Origin of the sequence: Georgenia faecalis (assembly GCF_003710105.1) — a bacterium.
Classification (GTDB): Bacteria; Actinomycetota; Actinomycetes; order Actinomycetales; family Actinomycetaceae; genus Georgenia_A; species Georgenia_A faecalis.
The window spans coordinates 882,245-905,416 of sequence record NZ_CP033325.1 but is presented as its reverse complement, the minus strand read 5'-3'; the positions used below and the strand labels follow the sequence as shown (position 1 = coordinate 905,416).

The following is a 23,172-nucleotide window of genomic DNA, read 5'->3' as shown; positions in this document are numbered from 1 at the left end:
CGGCGATGTTCACCGGGGACCGTCCACCATCGGTCCGGCCGAGAACACCCGCCTACCGGATCCGGAAGACGCCGGCGATGTGGCTGCTGTCGAGGAGGGTGTGCGGGGCGAACGCGTGGTAGGCCCACACGTGGACCCAGGCGTTGCCGGTTCGCAGCGTGAGGTAAGTCTTCACCATGCCCGGACCGACGTAGGTGAACAGCAGGAACGCCACCGACAGCGCCGCGCCACGAGGGTCGGTGAAGACCGCCCACGCGTCCCCGACGTGCATCCCGGCGTAGGTGAGGCCGCCGAGGATCACGGTCGTGGTCGCAGAACCGGTGAGGGCGAGGTAGCGCGGAACGAGGATGGCGTAGATGAAGACCATCGCCGGGAGGACGGCGCCGGCGAAGGAGACCACGAAGGTGACGGCGGCGCCGAGCAGCAGGGAGCCGGGCGAGCCGGCGCCCAGCTGCGGCTGGGCCGCGAGGACCTGGAACCCGGTCTCCAGGACGAGGACGACCGCGACGACGAGCAGGTCGTTCCGTCGGTCGCTCGAGCGCAGCCCCAGTGCCTCGGCCGTGTACCGACGCCGGAAGTAGAGCAACGGGAGGACGGCGTAGACCACGAGGTTGTAGCCCGCCCAGGTGACGACCTCGGCCGGTTCGACGTGGGCGTGCGTACCGAAGATCGACCCGGCTACGTGCCACCCGAACGCGTGCCAGCCGAACGCCCGGGCGAGGACATACGCACCGACGAGGCCTCCGACGCCGTAGCCGAGAAGCACCAGCGTCTCCCGCATGGCGAGCGCCCGGCCTGGTGCCCGCGCGGCGACGTCGGGAATGGTGCGGTTCCGGGTCAGGAGGGCGACGACGCCGATGAGAAGCAGGACCTGGACGAGGCCCAGGTTGACGTCCACAAGGTGCTCTGCGACCGACCGGCCGGCGCGGGCAGGCCAGTCGAAGGGCAGGCTGTCCGCCGTGAGCGCCACCCAGAGGTTGGCGCCCATCCATCCCACGAGCGCCAGCCAGAGGCTCCGCGGCGGGCGGGCGTGGCGCTGACCGCCGCGCGGCGGCCGGTCCGCCGTCGCGGTCGCGGCTCCCGCGGGTGGGGCGCCGGAGACTGATCGGCCACGCTCCACCACCATGACGCCTCCTCGCGGACCCGACTAGCACGACCGTGCTACGAACGCGAGAGTAGTACGAGGCTGCTATAAAGAGAAGGTGCCCAAGGTGGTGGATCCCGACGAGCGCCGCCAGGAGCTGGCCCAAGCCGTCTGGCGGGTGGTCCGACGCGACGGCCTCGAGCAAGCGTCCGTGCGGCAGGTTGCCCGGGAGGCGCACGTCTCCATGGGCTCGCTGCGGCACTACTTCGGCACCCAGTCCGAGCTCCTCCTCTTCGCGATGCGCCTGGTCATCGAGCGCATCGAGGCGCGGCTGACGGCGCTGGAACGTCCCGACGACCCCCGGCACGCGGCGGCGCAGGCGCTCGCCGAGCTCCTCCCGCTGGACGAGGAGCGGCAGGCCGAGAACGAGGTGTGGCTCGCCTTCACCGCCCGCGCCCTGGTGGACCCGGAGCTCCGCGCGCTGCGCGACGAGGCCTACGACCAGCTCCGCGGGGCATGCCGGTACTGGGCGGGCCGACTGCTGCCCGACCAGATCCCGCTGGCGGAGATCGACATCGAGGCCGAACGCCTCTTCGCCCTGGTAGACGGACTGGCGGTGCACGGCGCGATGCGCCCCGAGCCGGCGGAGCGGCTGCTCGCGGTGCTCACGCACCATCTCGACGAGCTCGCCACCGGCTGGCGCTCGCGCCGGGCGCAGGTCGCGGGCACTCTTCGCTGACGCCTCCGCGATCGGCGCCCGTCGCGGTCGTCTCCCAGTTGCGCCCGCCTCCGCGGAACAGGACGCCTGCTCCACGAGGCTGCGCCACCATGGCGGCATGACGGAGCGCATGGGCGGGACGGCCCGACGACGCCCCCGGTTCTGTCGCGGGCTCGTCGCCGCGGGCGCGTCGGTCCTGGTCATGGCGAGTGCGATCGGCGGGTGCGACCGCGGTAACGACGGCGGCGACGGCGCTGACCCGGTACGCGACGCCTTCGACGCCCGAGACCGGTTTGCCGAGTGCGACCCGGTGATCCTCGAGCAAGGGGAGGAGTTCCAGCCGCCGCCGGCAGCTCTGGACTGCCTCGCCGCACCGATCGACGGCTCGGCGCCGAACGCCGAGCTGCGGGTGGAGTACCCCACGGTCGAGGGCGACCCGATCGTCCACCACTTCCGCACGCGCGCCGGCCGCGACACCATGGAGATCGTCATCGACCCGTCCGCCGATGAGTTCGGCAACGTCGAGGGCAGGCAGTGGCGGCGCTGCGAGGTGCCCTTCACCAGGGACGACCTCGACCTCGGTTGCCCCTGAATCGGCGTAGGACGGACGCGTGCCGCCGCGGCTGGGTGAGATCGCAGTGGCGATGACGCTGGGATCTCACCCGTTAAGTCGCCGGGGCGCCAGGGCGCAGGGGCGCTGGAATGCAGGGGCGCGAGACGGGCCGCGCCGCAGGCGCGTCGCGTCAGAGCGGCGTGCGCCAGCGGGCCACCGCGCCGTCGAGCCAGGTGAGCTCCCGCCCGGCCCGGCGGTCGTCCCAGATCCGGAAGGCCACCCCGCCGAGCGCGGCGATGGCGTCGAGCACCACCCGCCCGTCCCACGTGCGCACGTCGTGGCCGTAGGCGCGGCAGAACGCCAGGTAGGTCACCGCGTCGATCTCGCCGGCGTCGGCCCGGCGGGCCGCGCTGGACAGGTCGTACTCCAGCGGCGCGCGCGCGGCGAAGTCGAGGTCGATGAGGACCGGTCCGCCCGGCCCGGCGAGGACGTTCGACGGCGAGACGTCACCGTGCACCACGCCGACGCCCAGCGGCGAGCGCAGGCGCGCCAGCTCCTCGAGCAGCGTGCCGCGGGCGTCGAGGAGGACGGCCGCGGCGGCGTCGGGGAGGTCGCGGGTCTGGGTGACCACCCGGCGCAGCGGGTCCCACACGGGCACGTCGGCGTCGAGGTGCTCGGCGTGGAACGCCCGCAGCAGCGCCCCGGTGCCCGCCCACCCGGCGGCCGGCGTCGGCGCCGGGCCCCTGCGGGGTGCGACGCCGACCCACGGGGTGAGCGTCGCCACGCCCCACGAGGTGACGATGGGCGGCGCGATGGGCAGCAGCGCGCTCGCCGAACCGGTGAGGGCGGTGGCGAGCCGCGCCAGGTGGCCGGGGTCCGTGCCGGGCGGGTACACCTTCACCGCGTGGTCGCCGCAGCGGAAGACCACCGTAGTGAGGGCGCTGATGAGCGTGACCGGGGCCAGCGGGACGTGGCAGGCCAGCCGGGCCTCGTCGAGCGCGAGCCGCGCCTCCGGCACACCCCACGAGGCGAGCGGCATGGGCAGCGGCTCGTCGACCTCGAGCGCGGGCCGCCGGGGCGCGTGACTCGGCGCAGCGCCCGTCGGCGCGAGCGCCGTCGCCGTCGGCATGGGCGTCCACGTCGCGGCGACAACGTCCGCCACGGGGAGGCCGGGCGGGAAGGGGGCCGACGCGGCGTCGGTGGTGAGGGACATGGGGTCTCCCGGTCGTCGTGAAGAAGGAACCACCACGCGCGTCAGTGCTGGGCACGACCGGGTTGGGAGGCACAACGTACCTGATCACCGGGGACCGCGACGCTAGACGATCCGCTCGACGGCGCCGCCGCTGCGCCACCCGCCGCGCTCACCGGCCGGGCCACCCAGCGAACATCCAGGAACAGCCCCTACGCTGGCCGAGGCCGTCGGCGGGACCGCCGCGGCCGACCCCTACGACGAAGGGCTTGTCTTGCGCCGATCCGCCACCTCCGTGGCCGCCACCGCCCTGGCCACCGTTCTCCTCCTCGCCGCGTGCGGCAGCTCCGACTCCGGCGACGCCGGCGAGACGGGGAGCCCCAGCTCGACCGCCTCCGAGGCGGCCACCGCGAGCGAGGCCGACCTCGCCGCGCTCGAGGGCATCACCGTCGAGGGCGAGCCGGGCGCCGAGCCCACCGTGACGTTCGAGGCGCCCCTCACCGTCTCCGGCGCGGTCGCCACCGTCGTCGCCGAGGGCGACGGCGCCGACCTGGAGGACGGCCAGGTCCTCTCCCTCCACTTCGTCACCGTGAGCGGCGCCGACGGCTCCACCGTCAGCTCCACCTACGAGTCGACGCCCCAGAGCCTCACGCTGGGCGACGAGGGCATCGTCCCCGCGCTCACCGAAGCGCTGCAGGGCCAGAAGGTCGGCGCCCGCCTCATCTTCGCCGCCCCTGACACGGAGGCCGCCGCGGTCATGGTCATCGACGTCATCGACGCCGTCACCGTGCCGGAGCGCGCCGAGGGGACCGCCGTCGAGCCGGCCGAAGGCCTCCCGACCGTCACGCTCGCGGACAACGGGGCACCGAGCATCGAGGTCGTCGACGGCGAGCCGCCGGCCGAGCTGGTCGTCCAGCCGCTCATCGAGGGCGACGGGCCGGTCGTCGAGTCCGGCCAGACCGTCACCATGCAGTACACCGGCTGGCTCTGGGACGGCACCGAGTTCGACTCCTCGTGGGCCAACGGCGCGCCGTTCACCACGGCGATCGGGACCGGGGCCGTCATCGAGGGCTGGGACACCGGGCTGGTCGGCCAGAAGGTCGGCAGCCAGGTCATGCTCGTCATCCCGCCGGCGCTCGGCTACGGCGACACCGACAACGGCCCGATCCCCGCGGGATCGACACTCGTCTTCGTCGTCGACATCCTCCACGCCGCCTGACCGCGCACGCGAGCGCCGCTCGCGCAGCAACCGGGCCGTCCCCGTCGGGGGGCGGCCCGGTTGTCGTCTGTGCGGCGTGCGGCGGGGCCGCAGCGCTCAGCCCTGGCGCAGGCGGCGCAGCTCGGCGATGGCCTGCGGGAGGACGTCGGTGACGTCACCGACGACGCCGAAGTCCGCCATCTCGAAGATCGGCGCCTCCGGGTCGGTGTTGACCGCGATGATCGTCTCCGCGGCCTGCATACCGGCGGTGTGGTGGACGGCGCCGGAGACCCCGACGCCGATGTAGACGCGCGGCGCGATGGTGACGCCGGTCTGCCCGATCTGCGCGTGGTGGCCGATCCAGCCCTCGTCGGTGGCGACGCGGGTGGCGCCCACCGCCGCGCCCAGCAGGTCGGCCAGCTCCTCGACGGCGCTGAAGTCGCCCTCGACGCCCCGGCCGCCGGCGACGACGACCTTCGCCTCGGACAGCGGCACCCGTCCCCCACCGGCGTGCTCGGTGCGCTCGACGACGCGCACCCCGCGCGCCGCGGGCGAGAAGGCGACCGGGACGTCGACCACCGCGGGGGCGACGGCCTCCGTCACGGGCCGGGCCTCGACGCTCGCCGGCTTGAGGGCGACGACCGGGACGCCGCGCGTCACCGTGCACACGCTCTCCCACGTGCCGGCGAAGACGACCTTGCGGGCGGCCAACGAGCCGTCGTCGGCGCGCTCCACGCCGACCGCGTCGACGACCGCGCCGGAGCCGAGCCCGACCGCGAGCCGCGCGGCGATCTCCTTGCCCGCGAAGGTCGAGACCAGGAGGACCGCGTCCGGCCCGTCCGCCTGGCCGACGACGGCGAGGACCGCCTCGGCCGCCACCGCCGCCACGTCGGGGGTGAGCCCGCCGAGCTCGGGGACGTAGACGGTCCGCGCGCCGTAGCTCCCGAGGACGTCGAGCGCCTCGGGCCCGGGCGCCGCGGCACCCAGCCACACGGCGTCGACGGCGCTGCCCAGGCCGCGGGCCGCGGTGAGAACCTCCGTGCTGGGGACGGACGGCAGTCCGGCGTGGTCGTCGACGACGACGAGCGAGTGGGTCACAGCAGCCTCTTTCGTGGGGCGGGCGTCAGACAAGCTTGTTCTCGACGAGGTACGCGGCGAGCTGGGCTCCGCCGTCACCGGAGTCGGTGACGATGCGGCCCTGCTGCCGCCCGGGACGGGCCGCCGACCGGAGGATGCGCGTGCCGGCGCCGGCGGCGCCGGTGACGGTGACGTCCGCGCCGAGGTACGGCTCGAGGTCGGCGAGGGTCCACCGGGTGACGGGCTTCTTCTTCGCGCCGATGATCGCGCGGAAGTTCGGGTAGCGCGGCTCGTTCGCCTGGTCCGTCACGGAGACCAGGGCGGGCAGGGGCGCCTCGAGCGTCTCGACGGCCTCCCCGATCTCCCGGCGCACGCGGAGCGTGCCACCCGTGACGTCGATGCGCGTGGCGAGCGTGAGCTGCGGCAGCTCGAGGCAGGCCGCGAGCGCGGCCGGGAGCATGGAGGTGAGCCCGTCCATCGCCGCCATGCCGGTGACGACGAGGTCCACCGGGTCCTCCGCGCCGATGGCGCGCACCGCCGCGGCGAGGACCCGCGCGGTCCCCACGACGTCGGAGCCCGCGAGCGCGTCGTCGTCGATGTGGACGGCGGAGTGGGCGCCCATCTGCAGGGCGCGCCGGAGCGCGTCGACGGCGTCGGCGGGGCCCATGGTCACGGCGACGACCTCACCGCCGTGCTCCTCCGCGAGCGAGACGGCCGCCTCGACGGCGTTCTCGTCGAGCTCGTTGAGGACGTCGTCCTCACCGCGCACCGTGAAACCGCGCGAGTCCAGCGCGCGCTCGGACTGCAGGTCGGGAACATGCTTCACGCAGACGACGATCCTCATGTGCTCAGCCTGCCACGCTAGGGCCGGGTGCTGCTCTCTCCGCCTGGGGCCCCGCTCCGGTCGCTCGGTCACCCGCAAGTGACGACGAAAGGGCCCCGCCGCGATGAGAGAATCGTCTCGTGAGTAGCACCGTCGAGCACCCCGCGCCTGCCTGGCCGTCATTCGCGGACCAGCCGGCTGCGAGCGTGCCCGGCGCTGCCGAGCCGTACCGCCTCGGTGCCCACCTCGCCGGGGACGGGATCGACGTCGCCGTCGTCGCCTCGCGGGCCGACGCCGTCGACCTGTGCCTCCTCGACGACGGCGGCGAAGGCCTCACCGAGCGGCGCTTCCGCCTCCTGCGCGGCGCGGGCGGGGTCTGGCACGGTCACGTCGCGGGCGTACGGGCGGGGCAGCACTACGGGCTGCGCGTCCACGGCCCGTGGGACCCTGCCGCCGGGCTGTTCCACAACCCCGCCAAGCTGCTCCTCGACCCCTACGCGCGCGCCGTCTCCGGGCAGGTCGAGCTCGTCCCCCCGGTGTACGGCCACCGCGTCGACGACCGGCTCCACCCCCTGCCCGGCTTCGCCGCCGACCCCCACGACTCCGCGCCCTTCGTCGCGCACGGCGTCGTCGTCGACGACGCGTTCCCCGCCCCGGTCCGCCGCCCGCGCGTCCCGTGGGGCCGCACCGTCCTGTACGAGGCACACGTGCGCGGGCTGACGATGCGCCTGCCCGGCGTGCCCGAGCACCTGCGCGGCACCTACGCCGGGCTGGCCCACCCCGCGACCATCGCGCACCTGCGCGACCTCGGGGTCACCGCCGTCGAGCTCCTGCCCATCCACGCGGGAAGCCCCGAGCCGTTCCTCGTCGAGCGGGGCCTGACCAACTACTGGGGCTACAACACCCTGGCGTTCTTCGCGCCCGAGCCGCGCTACGCGACGCTGGCCGCGCAGGCCGCGGGGCCGGCGGCCGTGCTCACCGAGGTCAAGGGGATGGTCCACCTCCTCCATGAGGCGGGCATCGAGGTCATCCTCGACGTCGTCTACAACCACACGAGCGAGGGCGGCGTCGGCGGCCCCTCCCTGAGCCTGCGCGGGCTCGACAACCTCCTGTACTACCTCCACGACCCCGCGAACCCCGGCGCCCTCGTCGACGTCACCGGGTGCGGGAACTCCCTCGACTTCCGGCGCACGCGGGTGGTCCAGCTCGTCCTCGACTCGCTGCGCTACTGGGTGAGCGAGGTGGGCGTCGACGGCTTCCGCTTCGACCTCGCCGTCACGCTCGGGCGGCACGGCTCCCGGTTCAGCCCGGACCACCCCTTCCTCGTCGCCCTCGCCACCGACCCCGTGCTCGCCGGCACCAAGCTCATCGCCGAGCCGTGGGACCTGGGGCCGGACGGCTGGCAGACGGGCGCCTTCCCCCCGCCCATGGCCGACTGGAACGACCGGTTCCGCAACGCGGTCCGGACCTTCTGGCTCACCGACCCCGCGGCCGCCTCGCACGGGCGCGTCGGCCACGACCTGCGCGACCTCGCCACCCGCCTCGCCGGCTCCGCGGACCTGTTCAGCCACGGCGAGGTCCCTGGCGGCCGTGGCCCCCTGGCGAGCATCAACTTCGTCACCGCCCACGACGGCTTCACCCTCGCGGACCTCGTCACCTACGACGGCAAGCACAACGAGGCGAACACCGAGGGCAACCGCGACGGCACCAACGACAACCGGTCGTGGAACCACGGCGTCGAAGGACCGGTGACCGCCGACGACGGCGGCGTGGTCGGGGGCGTCGCGCTCGAGGCCCGCAGCGGGCTCGCGGGGACCAGCGACATCGCCGCCGCCCGTCGCCGCTCCGCCCGCAACCTCCTCGGCACGCTCCTCCTCTCCGCCGGCACGCCCATGCTCACCGCCGGCGACGAGCGGGGGCGCACGCAGCGCGGGAACAACAACGCCTACTGCCAGGACAACGAGATCTCCTGGATGGACTGGGCGCCGGCGCCAGAACGGGACGACCTCCTGGCGACCACGCGCCACCTGCTGCGCCTGCGCCGCGAGCACCCGGTCCTGCGCCCCGAGCGGTTCGCGGCCGGCCGCACCGCGCACGGCGATGCCCTCGCGGACCTCGCCTGGTACGACGCCGACGGCCGCGGCATGGACGCGGCGGCGTGGTACGACCCGAACACCCGCGTCCTGCAGATGCAGCGCTCGGGCCAGCCCGTCGGCGACGTCGACGCGCTCCTCGTCCTCAACGGCTCCCTCGGCGCGGTGGAGGTCACCCTCCCCCCGGGCCGCCCCGGCGCAGGCCGGGTCCTCGTGTGGGACTCGGTGTGGGAGAGCCCGCAGGCGCCCCGCCCCGCCGAGGCCCGTGCCACCCTTGCGCCCCTGAGCATGCGCCTGTACCTCTCGACCCGCTGAGCGGCCTTTCCCGCGGCGGGCCGGACGGACTACGGTAGGGCCCGTGCTCACCTCCTGGCAGTCGTCCTGACGGACGGCACGGCACCCACCTCCGGCCGTCCCACGAGGCGGCCGCCGTCATGTCCGGCCCCCGTGGCGCGGCCCGACAGACGAGAGATCCGATGACCACGCACCCAGCCCCCGCCGCCACCGAGATCGCCGAGTCCACCTCGGACGCCTCCCTCGCCCGCACCCGGCGCCGCAGCGCCGAGATCGAGGAGCAGATCGCCGCCGATCCCGGGCGCTTCCGCGTCCTCACCGGGGACCGGCCCACGGGCAACCTCCACCTCGGGCACTACTTCGGCTCACTGCTCAACCGGGTGCGCCTGCAGCGGGCCGGCGTGGAGACGTTCGTCCTCATTGCCGACTACCAGGTCATCACCGACCGCGACGGCGTCGGCCCGATCCGCGATCGCGTCCTCTCCCTCCTCGCTGACTACCTGGCGGTGGGCATCGACCCCGACGCCGCGACGATCTTCACGCACTCCGCCGTGCCCGCCCTCAACCAGCTCATGCTGCCGTTCCTCAGCCTCGTCACCGATGCCGAGCTGCGCCGCAACCCCACGGTGAAGTCCGAGCTCGACGCCACCGGGGAGCGCCCCATGTCCGGGCTCATGCTCACCTACCCCGTGCACCAGAGCGCGGACATCCTCTTCTGCAAGGCCAACCTCGTCCCCGTGGGCAAGGACCAGCTGCCCCACCTCGAGCAGGCCCGCGTCGTCGCCCGCCGCTTCGACGAGCGGTACGGCCGCCCGGAGGGCACCGACGCGCCCGTCTTCCCGCAGCCCGAGGCCCTCCTGTCCGACGCCGCCAGCGTGCTCGGCACCGACGGGCAGAAGATGAGCAAGTCCCGCGGCAACACCATCGAGCTGGGCATGGACGCCGACACCACGGCCCGCGTGCTCAAGCGCGCGGTCACCGACGCCGACCGGCACATCACCTACGACCCCGCGGCCCGCCCCGAGGTCTCCAACCTCGTCCTCCTCACGGCGCTCGCCTCCGGCCGCGACCCCGAGGCGGTCGCTGCGGAGATCGGTGACGGCGGCGGCGCGGCGCTCAAGCGCGCCGCCACCGAGGCCGTCAACGAGATGCTCGCCCCCATCCGCGCGCGGCGGGCCGAGCTCGCCGCCGACCCCGGCTACCTCCTGCGCGTGCTGCGGGACGGCAACGCGCGCGCGAACGCCATCGCCGAGGCCACCCTGGGCGAGGTCCGCGAGGCCATGCACATGGCGTACTGACGGCGCCACCGTGACGCCGGGCGGGAGCGTCCCGCGGCGCGGCGCAGCCGCCTGGTGAGCGTCGCCTCGCCGCCGCCGCCCTGCCGTCGTACCGTCGTCCGGCCCGCGCCGGTCCCTGGCGTTCCCGGCGCGTCCTGCCCACCCCGGACCTGGAGACCCATGAGTCCCGTCACCGCCCGCACCGTCGCCGACGACTACGTCGCTGCGCTCACCGAGCTCGACCCGTCGGTCGCCACCGCCCTCGGGGTGCGCTCCGACCGCATGCCCGACCTGTCCCCCGCCGGGCTCGCCGCCCGGGCAGACCTGGCCCGGCGCACCCTTGCCGCGCTGGGGTCGGCCGCGACGGACACGGACGCGGACCGCCGGTGCGCCCGGCTGCTGTCCGAGCGGCTCACCGCCCAGCTCGACGTGCACGACGCCGGCGAGGACCTGCGCTCACTGCGCCCCATCGGCTCCCCGCTGCAGGGCCTGCGCTCGATCTTCCTCATGATGCCCACCGCCACGCCGCAGGACTGGGCCGACATCGCCCACCGCCTCGCCGAGGTCCCCCGCGCCGCCGAGGACTATCGCGCGACGCTCGCCGAGGGCATCGCCCAGGGGATGCTCAGCGCGCCCCGGCAGGTGGCCTCCGCCGTCGCCCAGCTCGAGGCGTGGCTCGAGGCGGACTGGTACGCCGAGTTCGTCGCCGCCGGACCCGACGCCCTGCGCACCGAGCTCGACGACGCCGCCGCCGCGGCCGCCGTCGCCCTCGGCGAGCTCCGGGCCTGGCTCGCCGCCGACTACGCCGCCGCGGCCGAGGGCACGCCCGACGCCGTCGGCCGGGAGCGCTACCTCCTCGCCGCCCGCTCGACGACGGGCGCCCGGGTCGACCCCGAGGAGGCCTACGCCTGGGGCTGGGCCGAGCTCGGGCGCATCGAGGCGGAGATGGTCGCCGAGGCCGCACAGGTGCTGCCGGGGAAGAGCGTCGGCGCGGTGCTCGCCCACCTGGGCACGCACGGGCCCGCGATCGAGGGCGAGGAGGCGGTGCGCCGCCACCTCCAAGACCTCATGGACACGGCCATCACCGAGCTCGACGGCACGCTCGTCGACATCCCGGAGCCGGTCCGCACGGTCGAGGCGCGGATCGCCCCGCCCGGGTCCGCCGCCGCGCCGTACTACACGCGCCCGTCGCTCGACTTCGCCCGTCCCGGCCGCACGTGGCTGCCCACGCTGGGCCGCGACCGCTTCCCCCTGTGGGACCTGGTGAGCACCTGGTACCACGAGGGCGTCCCCGGCCACCACCTCCAGCTCGCCATGTGGGTGCACCTCGCCCCCCAGCTGTCCCGGTACCAGGTGAGCATCGGGTCGGTGTCGGCGACGACGGAGGGCTGGGCGCTCTACGCCGAGCGGCTCATGGACGAGCGCGGGTACCTCACCGACCCCGCCGAGCGCCTCGGCTACCTCGACGCCCAGCGGATGCGGGCGGTGCGGATCATCATCGACATCGGCATGCACCTCGAGCTCGAGGTGCCCGCCGCCGATCCCATCGCGGCCGCGTTCCTCGCCGACGCCGGCCTCGAGGCCGGCGCCCGGTGGACGCCGGCGCTGGCGCGGGAGTTCTTCGGCCGCCACTGCGGGCGCGAGGACGACTTCCTCGACTCCGAGATCGACCGCTACCTCGGCTGGCCGGGCCAGGCGATCAGCTACAAGCTCGGGGAGCGGGCCTGGCTCGCGGGGCGAGCGGCCGCCCAGGAGCGCGCCACCGCTGCCGGGCGCGCGTGGGACGCCAAGGCGTGGCACACCGCCGCGCTCGGCCTCGGCTCCCTCGGCCTCGACGACCTCGAGCGGGAGCTCACCGACCTCTAGGCCGGAGACCGCGGAGGGGGTGCGCCTGGGGTGGTGAGCTCCGTCCCCCTGAGGTGCCCCCCTGTGATCATGCAGAAATGCCGGGGCACGCCGCTTTCCCCTGGCAATCGTGCAGAAAACGCCGGGGGACGGCCCCACCGCGCTCGTCCGGTCCACATTTCGCCCGGACGAGCCCCGCCGTGCGCCCTTTCCTGTCCCGGTGGGCGTGGCCCGCCACCCCGCACGGCGCAGTAAAGGGCGCACGACCAGCAGCAAAGGGCGCACGGCCAGCGTTTCTGCATCATCACGAAGAAGGCGGAGGCCGGATGGACGAAGGGCCGGGTCGGGGCGTGTGCCCCGACCCGGCCCCTCGTGGTCCGGCTGTCCTGCTGGGTCGTGCTGCTACTGCTCGGCGTTGACGACGAGCCCGAGGTCCGTCGGCCCGGCCAGGCCGGCGTGGCGCGGGACGATCCGCACCGAGTAGCCGAAGGCGCCGGAGGCCTCGAGGACGACGTCGCCGCCGAAGGCGTAGCGCCCGCCCTCGTAGGTGTCCGTGAGCTCGAGCGCGCGGACGGAGAAGGTCTCGAGCGTGTCGCTCTCGGTGACGTGCCCGTAGACCACCTGGACCTCGACGTCGTCGGGGCGGAGCTCACCGAGGGTGACGTAGGCGTGGACGTTGAGGGCGTCGCCCACGCTCACCGTGCCCTCGGCCCCGCTGGACTCGACGTGGTCCACGCGCACGGCGTGCCACTGCTCGCGGACGCGACGCTTCCACGCGGCGAGCTCGGCGGCGCCCAAGTACCCGACCCCGTCGAGGGCCCGGTAGCTGGCGGCCACCGGGGTGTACAGGCGCTCGACGTACTCGCGCACCATGCGGGTGGCCTGGACCTTCGGGCCGAGCGTGGCGAGGGTGTGCCGCATCATGCCGATCCACCGGCGCGGGATCCCGTCGGCGTCACGGTCGTAGAAGCGGGGCGCCACGGTGTTCTCGATGAGGTCGTACAGCGCGGCCGCCTCGAGGGCGTCCCGGCGGGCCTGGTCCTCGACGCCGTCGGCCGTGGGGATCGCCCAGCCGTTGTTGCCGTCGTACCACTCGTCCCACCAGCCGTCGAGGATGGAGAGGTTGAGCGCCCCGTTGAGCGCGCACTTCATCCCCGACGTGCCGGAGGCCTCCAGCGGACGCAGCGGGTTGTTGAGCCAGACGTCGCAGCCCGGCATGAGGGTCTGCGCCATCTCGATGTCGTAGTTCGGCAGGAAGACGATGCGCTCGCGCACGCCCTCCGCGTCGGCGAACTGGACGAGCTTCTGGATGAGCCCGACGCCCTGCTCGTCGTCGGGGTGGGACTTGCCCGCCACGACGATCTGGATGGGCCGCTCGGGGTCGGTGAGGAGGCGGCGCAGGCGCTCGGGGTCGCTGAGCATGAGCGTGAGCCGCTTGTACGTCGGCACCCGGCGGGCGAACCCGATGGTGAGGACGTCGGGGTCGAGGGCGTCGTCCACCCAGCCCAGCTCGGCCGGGGACGCGCCCCGCTCCGTCCAGGAGGAGCGCACCCGCTGGCGGGCCGACTCCACGAGGTTGCTGCGCAGCTGGCGGCGCACGGCCCACAGCTCGGCGTCGGGGACGCCGCCGTCCTCCTCGCCCAGGTGCCAGCCGGCACCCGAGGCGATGGCCTCGGCGTCGAGGTGGGACGCGGCGAGCTGGGCGAACAGCGGGTCGGTCCACGTGGGGCCGTGGACGCCGTTGGTGATCGAGGTGATGGGCACCTCGGAGACGTCGAAGCCGGACCACAGCGAGTGGAACATCCCGCGCGAGACCTTGCCGTGCAGCTGGGCGACGCCGTTGGCCAGGCGCGCGGTGCGCAGTCCCATGACGGCCATGTTGAACACGGCCGGGTTGCCACCGTCGTAGTCCTCGGCCCCGAGGGCGAGGATCTTCTCCACGGGCACGCCGGGGATCTCGGCGGAGCCGGAGAAGTACTCGCGGATGAGGTCGACGCCGAAGCGGTCGATGCCGGCGGGGACCGGCGTGTGGGTGGTGAAGACGGTCCCGGCGCGCACGGCCTCGAGCGCGGTGTCGACGTCCACGCCCTCGCCCTGGACGAGCTCGCGGACGCGCTCGACGCCGAGGAACCCGGCGTGGCCCTCGTTCGCGTGGAAGACCTGGGGGGCGGGCGTGCCGGTGAGCCGCGCGTACAGGCGCAGCGCCTTGACGCCGCCCATGCCGAGGAGGAGCTCCTGCTTGAGCCGGTGGTCCGCGGACCCGCCGTAGAGGCGGTCGGTGACGCGACGGACGCTGTCGTCGTTCTCGGTGACGTTGGAGTCGAGGAGGAGCAGGGGCACGCGGCCGACGTCGGCCCGCCACACCTGCGCGTGCAGGACGTGGCCCCCGGGCAGGGGCAGGCTCACCCGAGCCGGCGTGCCGTCGGCCTCGCGCAGGAGGCTGAGGGGGAGGTTGTCGGGGTCGAGCACGGGGTAGGTCTCGTGCTGCCAGCCGTCGCGGGTGAGCGACTGCCTGAAGTACCCCGCGCCGTAGAGCAGGCCGACGCCGATGATCGGCACGCCGAGGTCGGAGGCGGACTTGAGGTGGTCGCCGGCGAGGATGCCGAGGCCGCCGGAGTACTGCGGCAGCACGGCGGTGATGCCGAACTCCGCGGAGAAGTAGGCGATGGCGTCGGGCTTGTCGGGCGAGTCGTAGGCCGCCTGGTACCAGCGCGGCTCCTCGAGGTAGCGGCGGAGGTCCTCGGCGACCTCGTTGACGCGGGCGACGAGCTCGGCGTCGGCGGCCAGCGCGTCGAGGCGCTGACGGCCGAGGGCGCCCAGGAGCGCGACGGGGTCGCCGTGGAGGTCGCGCCACAGGTCGCGGTCCAACGAGGCGAAGAGCTCCCTGGTCGGCGCGTGCCACGACCAACGCAGGTTCTGCGCGAGGGTGTCCAGAGGCGCCAGCGGCTCGGGAAGGACGGTGCGGACGGTAAAACGTCGGATTGCTCTCACGAGAAGGAGTGTAGGGGCGTCGCAAGCGTTACATCTATTTTCGGACACGTTGCAACGCCCATGGCGCGGTCCTGCCACGGCAATCCGCGGGCGTTCCCCGTGGTGACCGTTCGCGATTCCCGAAAGCTCCGCCGCGCGGCGGCTGATCATCGTAGTGCCGGACGGCGCCCGCCGCGTCCCGAGCGCCCTGCGGTCGACCCGGCCCCCGAGCGTCGATAAGTTCTCTGGCGTGAGCCGCCCCGATCAGGTCTCCTCCCCCGAGCCCGCCCCCGTCGCACCTGTCCCCGCCACGCCCTCCGCCCCGGGCACCGCCCCGGCCGGCGCCGCGGCCCCGGCCGCCGCCGAGCCCCTGCGCCCACCGGCCGCGCCCGAAGCCCGGCCGTGGAGCGGGGAGGTCCCCCAGCCCGCGCCGCCGGCGCCCGTGGGGCGCATCCCCGTCATCGAGGTCGCCCCCGTCGTCGAGGGCGGCCGGTGGCCGGCCAAGGCCGTCGTCGGCGAGGCGGTCCCGATCCAGGCGACCGTCTTCCGCGAGGGCCACGACGCCGTCGCCGCCACCGCCGTGCTCGTCGCCCCCGACGGCAGCGACCACTCGTCGGTGCGGATGCGCGACATCTCCCCCGGCAACGACCGCTACGAGGGCTGGCTCGTCCCTGACGCGCCGGGCCGCTGGTCCTTCCGCGTCGAGGGCTGGTCCGACCCGTACGGGACCTGGTCGCACGACGCCGCCATCAAGGTGGCCGCGGACGTCGACGCCGAGCTCATGCTCACCGAGGGGGCACTGCTCCTCGAGCGCGCGGCCGACCGGCCCCTGCCCGACGACGCCCGCGCGGTCCTCACCGACGCCGTCGCCGGCCTCCGTGACGCCTCCCGGCCCGCGCCGGCCCGGCTCGCGGCCGGGCTGTCGGACGAGGTCGTCGCCGTCCTCGACGCCCACCCCGTGCGCGAGATGCTCTCCCCCAGCGCCACCTACCCGCTCGCCGTCGACCGCGAGCGCGCGCTGTACGGCTCCTGGTACGAGATGTTCCCCCGCTCCGAGGGTGCCCGCTTCGACGCCGAGACCGGCCGGTGGGTCTCCGGCACCCTGCGCACGGCCGCCGAGCGCCTCCCGGCGGTCGCCGAGATGGGCTTCGACGTCGTCTACCTCACGCCGATCCACCCCATCGGCCTCACCAACCGCAAGGGCCGCAACAACTCCCTCACCACCAAGCCCGGCGACCCGGGCTCCCCGTACGGCATCGGCTCGGCCGACGGCGGCCACGACGCCATCCACCCCGAGCTGGGCACCTTCGAGGACTTCGACGCCTTCGTCGCCCGCGCCCGGGAGCTGGGCATGGAGGTGGCGCTCGACGTCGCCCTCCAGGCGTCCCCGGACCACCCCTGGGTGAGCGAGCACCCGGAGTGGTTCACCACCCGCGCCGACGGGTCGATCGCCTACGCCGAGAACCCGCCGAAGAAGTACCAGGACATCTACCCGCTCAACTTCGACAACGACCCCGAGGGCATCTACACCGCCATCCGCGACGTCCTCGAGGTCTGGGTGGCCCACGGCGTCACGGCGTTCCGGGTGGACAACCCCCACACCAAGCCCCTGCCGTTCTGGCAGCGTCTGCTGGAGGAGTTCGCCCAGACCCACCCCGAGGTCATCTTCCTGTCCGAGGCGTTCACCCGCCCCGCGATGATGCGCACCCTCGCGGCGATCGGCTTCCACCAGTCGTACACGTACTTCACCTGGCGCACGTCCAAGGAGGAGCTCGGCGAGTACTTCACCGAGCTCGCCGGCGAGTCCGCCGCGGTCATGCGCCCCAGCTTCTGGCCGACGACGCACGACATCCTCACGCCGTACATGCAGCAGGGCGGCGCCGCGGCCTTCGCCATCCGCGCGGTCCTCGCCGCGACCGGGGCACCCACCTGGGGCATCTACTCTGGGTACGAGCTCGTCGAGCACGTCGCGCGCCCCGGCGCCGAGGAGCAGCTCGACAACGAGAAGTACGAGTTCAAGCCCCGGGACTGGGCGCGGGCCGAGAGCATCGGCATCGCCCGGCTCCTCACCATGCTCAACGGCATCCGCCGCGACCACGTCGCGCTCCAGCGGCTGCGCACCATCACGATCCACCCCACCACCGACGACGCGTTGTTCTGCTTCTCCCGGCGGGTGCCCGCGCACCTGTCCCCCACGGGTACGGAGGACACCGTCGTCGTCGTCGTCAACCTCGACCCCTACACGACCCGGGAGGGCCTCGTGCATCTCGACCTCGCCGCCCTCGGCGTCGAGCCGGCCACGACCGGCGGCACGCCCGTCGTGGCCGCCCACGACGAGCTGTCCGGTGAGACGTACTACTGGGACGCCCATCCGTACGTCCGGCTCGACCCGCAGGGCCAGTGCGCCCACGTCCTCGCGGTGAGGGCCCTGTGAGCGCCGGTAACCCGCTGAGCGCCCTGCCGCCGGCCGTCGACCCCGTCCTGCGCCTGCCCGCCGCCGACCGCCCCGGGCTCTCCCAGGACCCGGAGTGGTACCGCACCGCCGTCTTCTACGAGGTGCTCCTGCGCGCCTTCGGCGACTCCAACGGCAGCGGGACCGGGGACCTGCGCGGGCTCATCCAGCGCCTCGACTACCTCCAGTGGCTCGGCGTCGACTGCCTGTGGCTGCCGCCGTTCTACCCCTCGCCGCTGCGTGACGGCGGGTACGACATCTCCGACTACACCGCGGTGGCGCCGGAGTACGGGACGATGGAGGACGTCCAGGAGCTCATCACCGAGGCCCATGCCCGCGGCATGCGGATCATCATCGACCTCGTCATGAACCACACCTCGGACCAGCACCCGTGGTTCCAGTCCTCGCGGTCCAACCCCGACGGTCCGTACGGCGACTTCTACGTGTGGAGCGACGACAACACCAAGTACCCCGACGCGCGCATCATCTTCGTCGACACCGAGCAGTCGAACTGGTCGTTCGACCCCGTGCGCCGGCAGTACTACTGGCACCGCTTCTTCTCCCACCAGCCGGACCTCAACTTCGAGAACCCCAAGGTCGTCGAGGCGATGTACGACATCGTCCGGTTCTGGGCGCGCATCGGCGTGGACGGGTTCCGGCTCGACGCCGTGCCCTACCTCTTCGAGGAGGAGGGCACCAACTGCGAGAACCTCCCCCGCACCCACCAGTTCCTCAAGGAGCTGCGGGCCATGGTCGACGCCGAGTTCCCCGGCACCCTCATGCTCGCCGAGGCCAACCAGTGGCCCGAGGAGGTCGTGGAGTACTACGGCACGGACGCCGCGCCGGAGTGCCACATGTGCTTCCACTTCCCGGTCATGCCGCGCATCTACTACGCGCTGCGTGAGCAGCGCGCGCACTCGATCAGCGACATCCTCACCGACACCCCGGCCATCCCGGACGGCGCGCAGTGGGGCACCTTCCTGCGCAACCACGACGAGCTCACGCTCGAGATGGTCTCCACCGAGGAGCGTGCCGCCATGTACGGCTGGTACGCCGAGGACCCGCGGATGCGGGCCAACGTGGGGATCCGGCGCCGGCTGGCCACCCTGCTCGGCAACTCCCGCGCGGAGATCGAGCTCGCCCACGCGCTGCTGCTGTCCCTGCCGGGGAGCCCGTGCCTGTACTACGGCGACGAGATCGGCATGGGCGACAACATCTGGCTGCCGGACCGCGACGCCGTCCGCACGCCCATGCAGTGGACCCCGGACCGCAACGCGGGCTTCTCCACCGCCGACCCCGGCAAGCTCTACCTCCCGCCGGTGCAGTCCCTCACCCACCACTTCGCGGCGGTCAACGTCGAGGCGCAGTACGCCCAGCCCACCTCCCTGCTCCACTGGGTCCGCGGCATCCTCGAGGTCCGCCGGCGCCACGCCGTCTTCGGCAACGGGGCGTTCACCCAGCTCGACGCCGACAACGACGCCGTGCTCGCGTTCGTCCGGTCCAACGCCACCGAGGCCGTGCTGTGCGTGATGAACCTCGCCAACACCCCGCGCTCGGCGACGGTGCGCGTGCCCGCGCACGCCGGCCGGCAGCTCACCGACCTCTTCGGCGGCGCGGTGTTCCCGGCGGTCGGCGCCGACGGCACGCTCACCGTGACGCTGGGCTCGCGCGGGTTCTTCTGGCTCGCCCTCGGCGACCAGGCCCCCGCCGTGGTGCCTGCCTCCGGGCGGGACGACGCCGAGTCCGGGGAGGGCGACTCCGGATGGCTCTGAGCCCCGACCTCGCCCGGGCCCTGCCCGGCTGGGTCGCGACCCAGCGCTGGTACGCCGGCAAGGGGCACGTCCCCGTGCTCGACGTCGTCGGCGTCCTCGACCTCGCGGATCCCTCGGCGGTCCCCGCCGGGGACGGTGACGCCCGCGTGCGCACCTGGTTCCTGCGGGACACCGCCGGCGCCGCCCCGTCGGGCGGCACGCTCTACCAGGTGCCGCTCGTCGAGCGGGAGTCCCCGGTGACCGGCCTCGAGCACGCGCTCGTCGCCCGCATCGAGGACGCCGGCGCCGGGCCCCGGTGGGTCTACGACGGCTGCCACGACCCTGCGGGTGCCCGCGCCCTGCTCGGGGCCCTGCTCGACGAGCGTGACCTCGCCGGCGACGGCACCACCGGCCGGGGCCACCGTGCCCGCGGCGCCGGGGCCGTGGCCGGGACCCTCGTCGTGCGGGGGACGCGCGTCCTCGGCGGCGAGCAGTCGAACACCTCGATCGTCGTCGACGCGACCGCCGACGGCACCGACCGGCCCCTCATCTGCAAGGTCTTCCGGGTCCTCGCCGAGGGCGAGAACCCCGACGTCGTCGTCCAGCAGGCCCTCGCCGCGGCCGGGTCCGCCCGGGTCCCGGCCCCCGCCGGCGACGTCCTCGGCTCCTGGCCGACGCCCGACGGGTCCGCCCGCGGCCACCTCGCCTTCGCCTCGGAGTTCCTCCCGGGCGTCGAGGACGCGTGGCGGGTCGCGCTGCGCGCGGCGAGCGCCGGTGAGGACTTCACGGATCGCGCCCGCGCCCTCGGCGAGGCCGTGGCGGAGGTCCACGGCATCCTCGCCCGCACCCTCGAGGGCCGCGACGCCGACGCCCCCACCCGGGACGCCGTCGTCGCCTCCTGGCGCACCCGCGCCGCCACGGCGATGCGCGAGGTGCCCGAGCTGGCCGCCCGCGAGTCGGAGATCACCGCCGTCCTCGAGGCCGGGGCGGCCGCCTCGTGGCCCCGCCTGCAGCGCATCCACGGCGACCTCCACCTCGGCCAGGTCCTCGACGCACCCGGCCGCGGCTGGGTGCTCCTCGACTTCGAGGGCGAGCCCATCCGGCCGCTGGCCGAGCGCACCGCCCCCGACCTCGCGCTGCGCGACGTCGCCGGCATGCTCCGCTCCTTCGACTACGTCGCCGGCTCCGCGCCCGACGCCTCCGCCGTCGACGCCGCCTCCTGGGCGGCGGACGTGCGCGAGTCGTTCCTCGGGGGGTACGCCGCGCGCGCCGGGCACGACCCGCGCGCCGAGGCGGCCCTGCTCGCCGCCCTCGAGCTCGACAAGGCCCTGTACGAAGCCGTCTACGAGGTGCGCAACCGCCCCGACTGGCTCCCCATCCCGCTCGCGGGGGCCCTGCGCCTCCTCGGCGACCCCGCGCAGGACGACCCCGCGCGCACCCACAAAGGTGATGACACAGTGACAGCTATGAACGACTCCGCTACTCCCGGCTCGGACGCCCTCGACGGGCCGACCCCGCAGCCGGTCCACGTGGACGAGCAGGCGCTGCGCGCCGTCGCCCACGGTGGCCACCACGAGCCCCACGCCGTCCTCGGCGCCCACCCCGGCCCCGGCGGGGTCACGGTGCGCACGCTGCGCCCGCTCGCCGACGCGGTCGAGGTCGTCACCACCGCCGGCGCCGTCCCCCTCACCCACGAGCTCGAGGGCATCTGGGTGGGCGTCCTGCCCGGCGACGACGTCCCGGACTACCGGATCCGCGCCACGTACGGCGAGCACACCGTCGTCGTCGACGACCCCTACCGGTTCCTGCCCACGCTCGGCGACGTGGACCAGCACCTCATCAGCGAGGGCCGCCACGAGCAGCTGTGGACCGTGCTCGGCGCCCACGTGCGCCACTACCCCAGCGAGCTCGGCGACGTGCACGGCACCTCGTTCGCCGTCTGGGCCCCGAACGCCCGCGCGGTGCGCGTCAAGGGCGACTTCAACGGCTGGGACGGCCGGCTCGCCTCGATGCGCTCCCTCGGCTCCACCGGCGTGTGGGAGGTCTTCGTCCCCGGTGCGGGCGAGGGCGCGCGGTACAAGTACGAGATCCAGTACCGCGACGGCTCCTGGCACGAGAAGGCCGACCCGATGGCCCGCGCGGCCGAGGTACCGCCGCTGACGGCGTCCGTCGTCGCCTCCTCCTCGTACGAGTGGCAGGACGAGGACTGGATGACCCGGCGGGCGCGGCGCGACCCGCACAGCGGCCCGATGAGCGTGTACGAGGTCCACCTCGGCTCCTGGCGGCAGGGGCTCAGCTACCGCGACCTCGCGGACGACCTCGTCGCCTACGTCTCCGGCCTCGGCTTCACGCACGTGGAGTTCATGCCCGTGGCCGAGCACCCCTTCGGCGGGTCGTGGGGCTACCAGGTGACGTCGTACTACGCGCCGACGTCGCGGTACGGCTCCCCCGACGACCTCCGGTACCTCATCGACCGCCTCCACCAGGCGGGGATCGGCGTCATCGTCGACTGGGTGCCCGCGCACTTCCCCAAGGACGAGTGGGCGCTGGCGAACTTCGACGGCACCCCGCTGTACGAGCACCCGGACCCGATGCTCGGCGAGCACCCCGACTGGGGCACGCTCATCTTCAACTTCGGCCGCCGCGAGGTGCGCAACTTCCTCGTCGCCAACGCCTCGTACTGGTTCGAGGAGTTCCACGTCGACGGCCTGCGCGTGGACGCCGTGGCGTCGATGCTCTACCTCGACTACTCGCGCGAGCCCGGCCAGTGGCGCCCCAACGAGCGCGGCGGCCGCGAGAACCTCCAGGCGATCAGCTTCCTCCAGGAGGCCAACGCCACCGCCTACCGGCGCTCCCCCGGTGTCGTCATGATCGCCGAGGAGTCCACGGCGTGGCCGGGCGTCACCGCCCCCACGAGCGCCGGCGGCCTGGGCTTCGGCCTGAAGTGGAACATGGGGTGGATGAACGACACCCTCCACTACCTGTCGGAGGAGCCGATCAACCGGCGCTACCACCACGGGGAGCTGACGTTCTCCCTGGTCTACGCCTTCTCCGAGCAGTTCGTCCTGCCGCTGAGCCACGACGAGGTCGTCCACGGCAAGGGCTCGCTCGTGCGCAAGATGCCCGGTGACCGCTGGCAGCAGCTCGCCGGCGTGCGGGCGCTGCTGGCCTACCAGTGGTCCCACCCCGGCAAGCAGCTGCTCTTCATGGGCTCGGAGTTCGCCCAGGAGCAGGAGTGGGCGGAGTCCCGCAGCCTCGACTGGCACCTGCTCGACAACCCCGCGCACGCGGGCGTCGCCGACCTGGTGCGGCGGCTCAACGACGTCTACCGCTCCCAGCCGGCCCTGTGGTCCGACGACTTCACCGCCGCCGGGTTCGAGTGGATCGAGGCGGGCGACGGCGACCACAACGTCCTCGTCTACCTCCGCAAGGCTCCGGCCACGGGCGAGATGGTGGTCTGCGTCGTCAACTTCGCGGGTGCGCCCCACGAGGGCTACCGCGTGGGGCTGCCCCACGGCGGCGACTGGATCGAGGTGCTCAACACCGACGCCGAGGAGTACGGCGGCTCGGGCGTGGGCAACCTCGGGCGGGTGACGGCCGAGGACCTGTCCTGGCACGGCCGTCCGGCGTCGGCGAGCCTGCGCGTGCCGCCGCTCGGCGCGGTCTGGCTCACCCCGGCGAAGGACTGACGCCGGGGACCACCCCTTCGTGATCACGCAGAGAACGCCGGCGCACCATGCGCCGGCGTTTTCTGCTCGGTGGCCGGCTCACCGGTGACCTCACCGGCCCGGTGCGCCGACAGAGAACGCCGGCGCTCCACGCGCCGGCGTTCTCTCGTGCTCGTGCCC

Annotated in this window: 14 protein-coding genes; 9 read left to right on the top strand and 5 right to left on the bottom strand. The window is 74.0% G+C overall.

Features of this window, described 5'->3' with window-relative positions:
* Positions 1-52 precede the first annotated feature (52 nt).
* Positions 53-997 carry a hypothetical protein gene (locus EBO36_RS03785; RefSeq protein WP_164471329.1) on the bottom strand — a complete coding sequence of 315 codons (945 nt, stop codon included), beginning with the start codon at positions 995-997 and terminating at the stop codon, positions 53-55.
* 214 nt (positions 998-1,211) lie between these two features.
* Here EBO36_RS03785 and EBO36_RS03780 point away from each other — a divergent pair, with 214 nt between their 5' ends.
* Entirely contained in the window at positions 1,212-1,823 is a 612-nt protein-coding gene (locus tag EBO36_RS03780) for a TetR/AcrR family transcriptional regulator (RefSeq protein ID WP_222928767.1), read from the top strand.
* Between the two features lie 97 nt (positions 1,824-1,920).
* Complete coding sequence (locus EBO36_RS03775) at positions 1,921-2,394, top strand: hypothetical protein (RefSeq protein WP_122823434.1); 474 nt, start codon at positions 1,921-1,923, stop codon at positions 2,392-2,394.
* A 151-nt stretch (positions 2,395-2,545) separates the two neighbouring features.
* On the opposite strand, the gene EBO36_RS03770 is transcribed toward EBO36_RS03775, so the two are convergent.
* Positions 2,546-3,568, bottom strand: a complete 1,023-nt coding sequence (locus EBO36_RS03770) for a phosphotransferase (protein WP_122823433.1) — start codon at positions 3,566-3,568, stop codon at positions 2,546-2,548.
* 250 nt (positions 3,569-3,818) lie between these two features.
* Between EBO36_RS03770 and EBO36_RS03765 the strand changes: the two genes are divergently transcribed.
* Positions 3,819-4,763, top strand: a complete 945-nt coding sequence (locus EBO36_RS03765; protein WP_122823432.1) for an FKBP-type peptidyl-prolyl cis-trans isomerase — start codon at positions 3,819-3,821, stop codon at positions 4,761-4,763.
* A gap of 96 nt (positions 4,764-4,859) precedes the next feature.
* On the opposite strand, the gene EBO36_RS03760 is transcribed toward EBO36_RS03765, so the two are convergent.
* Positions 4,860-5,840, bottom strand: a complete 981-nt coding sequence (locus tag EBO36_RS03760) for an electron transfer flavoprotein subunit alpha/FixB family protein (protein WP_122823431.1) — start codon at positions 5,838-5,840, stop codon at positions 4,860-4,862.
* Positions 5,841-5,865: 25 nt separating this feature from the next.
* On the bottom strand, positions 5,866-6,663 hold the full coding sequence (locus EBO36_RS03755) for an electron transfer flavoprotein subunit beta/FixA family protein (RefSeq protein WP_122823430.1): 798 nt from the start codon (positions 6,661-6,663) through the stop codon (positions 5,866-5,868).
* A gap of 119 nt (positions 6,664-6,782) precedes the next feature.
* On the opposite strand from EBO36_RS03755, the gene glgX reads away from it, so the two are divergent.
* From glgX to EBO36_RS03740, 3 genes are all read left to right on the top strand, one after another.
* Positions 6,783-9,050, top strand: a complete 2,268-nt coding sequence (gene glgX, locus EBO36_RS03750; protein WP_122823429.1) for a glycogen debranching protein GlgX — start codon at positions 6,783-6,785, stop codon at positions 9,048-9,050.
* A gap of 161 nt (positions 9,051-9,211) precedes the next feature.
* Positions 9,212-10,327, top strand: a complete 1,116-nt coding sequence (gene trpS, locus EBO36_RS03745) for a tryptophan--tRNA ligase (protein WP_122823428.1) — start codon at positions 9,212-9,214, stop codon at positions 10,325-10,327.
* A 159-nt stretch (positions 10,328-10,486) separates the two neighbouring features.
* Positions 10,487-12,172 (top strand): DUF885 domain-containing protein, encoded by a 1,686-nt coding sequence (locus tag EBO36_RS03740; protein WP_122823427.1) that lies wholly within the window; start codon positions 10,487-10,489, stop codon positions 12,170-12,172.
* A 381-nt stretch (positions 12,173-12,553) separates the two neighbouring features.
* On the opposite strand, the gene glgP is transcribed toward EBO36_RS03740, so the two are convergent.
* Positions 12,554-15,142 carry an alpha-glucan family phosphorylase gene (gene glgP / locus EBO36_RS03735; RefSeq protein WP_187695841.1) on the bottom strand — a complete coding sequence of 863 codons (2,589 nt, stop codon included), beginning with the start codon at positions 15,140-15,142 and terminating at the stop codon, positions 12,554-12,556.
* A 229-nt stretch (positions 15,143-15,371) separates the two neighbouring features.
* Here glgP and EBO36_RS03730 point away from each other — a divergent pair, with 229 nt between their 5' ends.
* Genes EBO36_RS03730 through glgB form a run of 3 tightly spaced genes read left to right on the top strand, consistent with a single transcriptional unit; the run spans position 15,372 to position 23,013 of the window.
* A complete protein-coding gene (locus tag EBO36_RS03730) occupies positions 15,372-17,555 on the top strand; it encodes an alpha-1,4-glucan--maltose-1-phosphate maltosyltransferase (RefSeq protein WP_387967566.1) in 2,184 nt (727 codons plus the stop codon).
* Positions 17,552-19,345, top strand: a complete 1,794-nt coding sequence (treS, locus tag EBO36_RS03725; protein WP_122823426.1) for a maltose alpha-D-glucosyltransferase — start codon at positions 17,552-17,554, stop codon at positions 19,343-19,345. Before EBO36_RS03730 ends, treS begins: the two co-directional genes overlap by 4 nt.
* Complete coding sequence (gene glgB / locus EBO36_RS03720) at positions 19,336-23,013, top strand: 1,4-alpha-glucan branching protein GlgB (protein ID WP_122823425.1); 3,678 nt, start codon at positions 19,336-19,338, stop codon at positions 23,011-23,013. Before treS ends, glgB begins: the two co-directional genes overlap by 10 nt.
* The last annotated feature ends 159 nt before the right edge of the window (positions 23,014-23,172 follow it).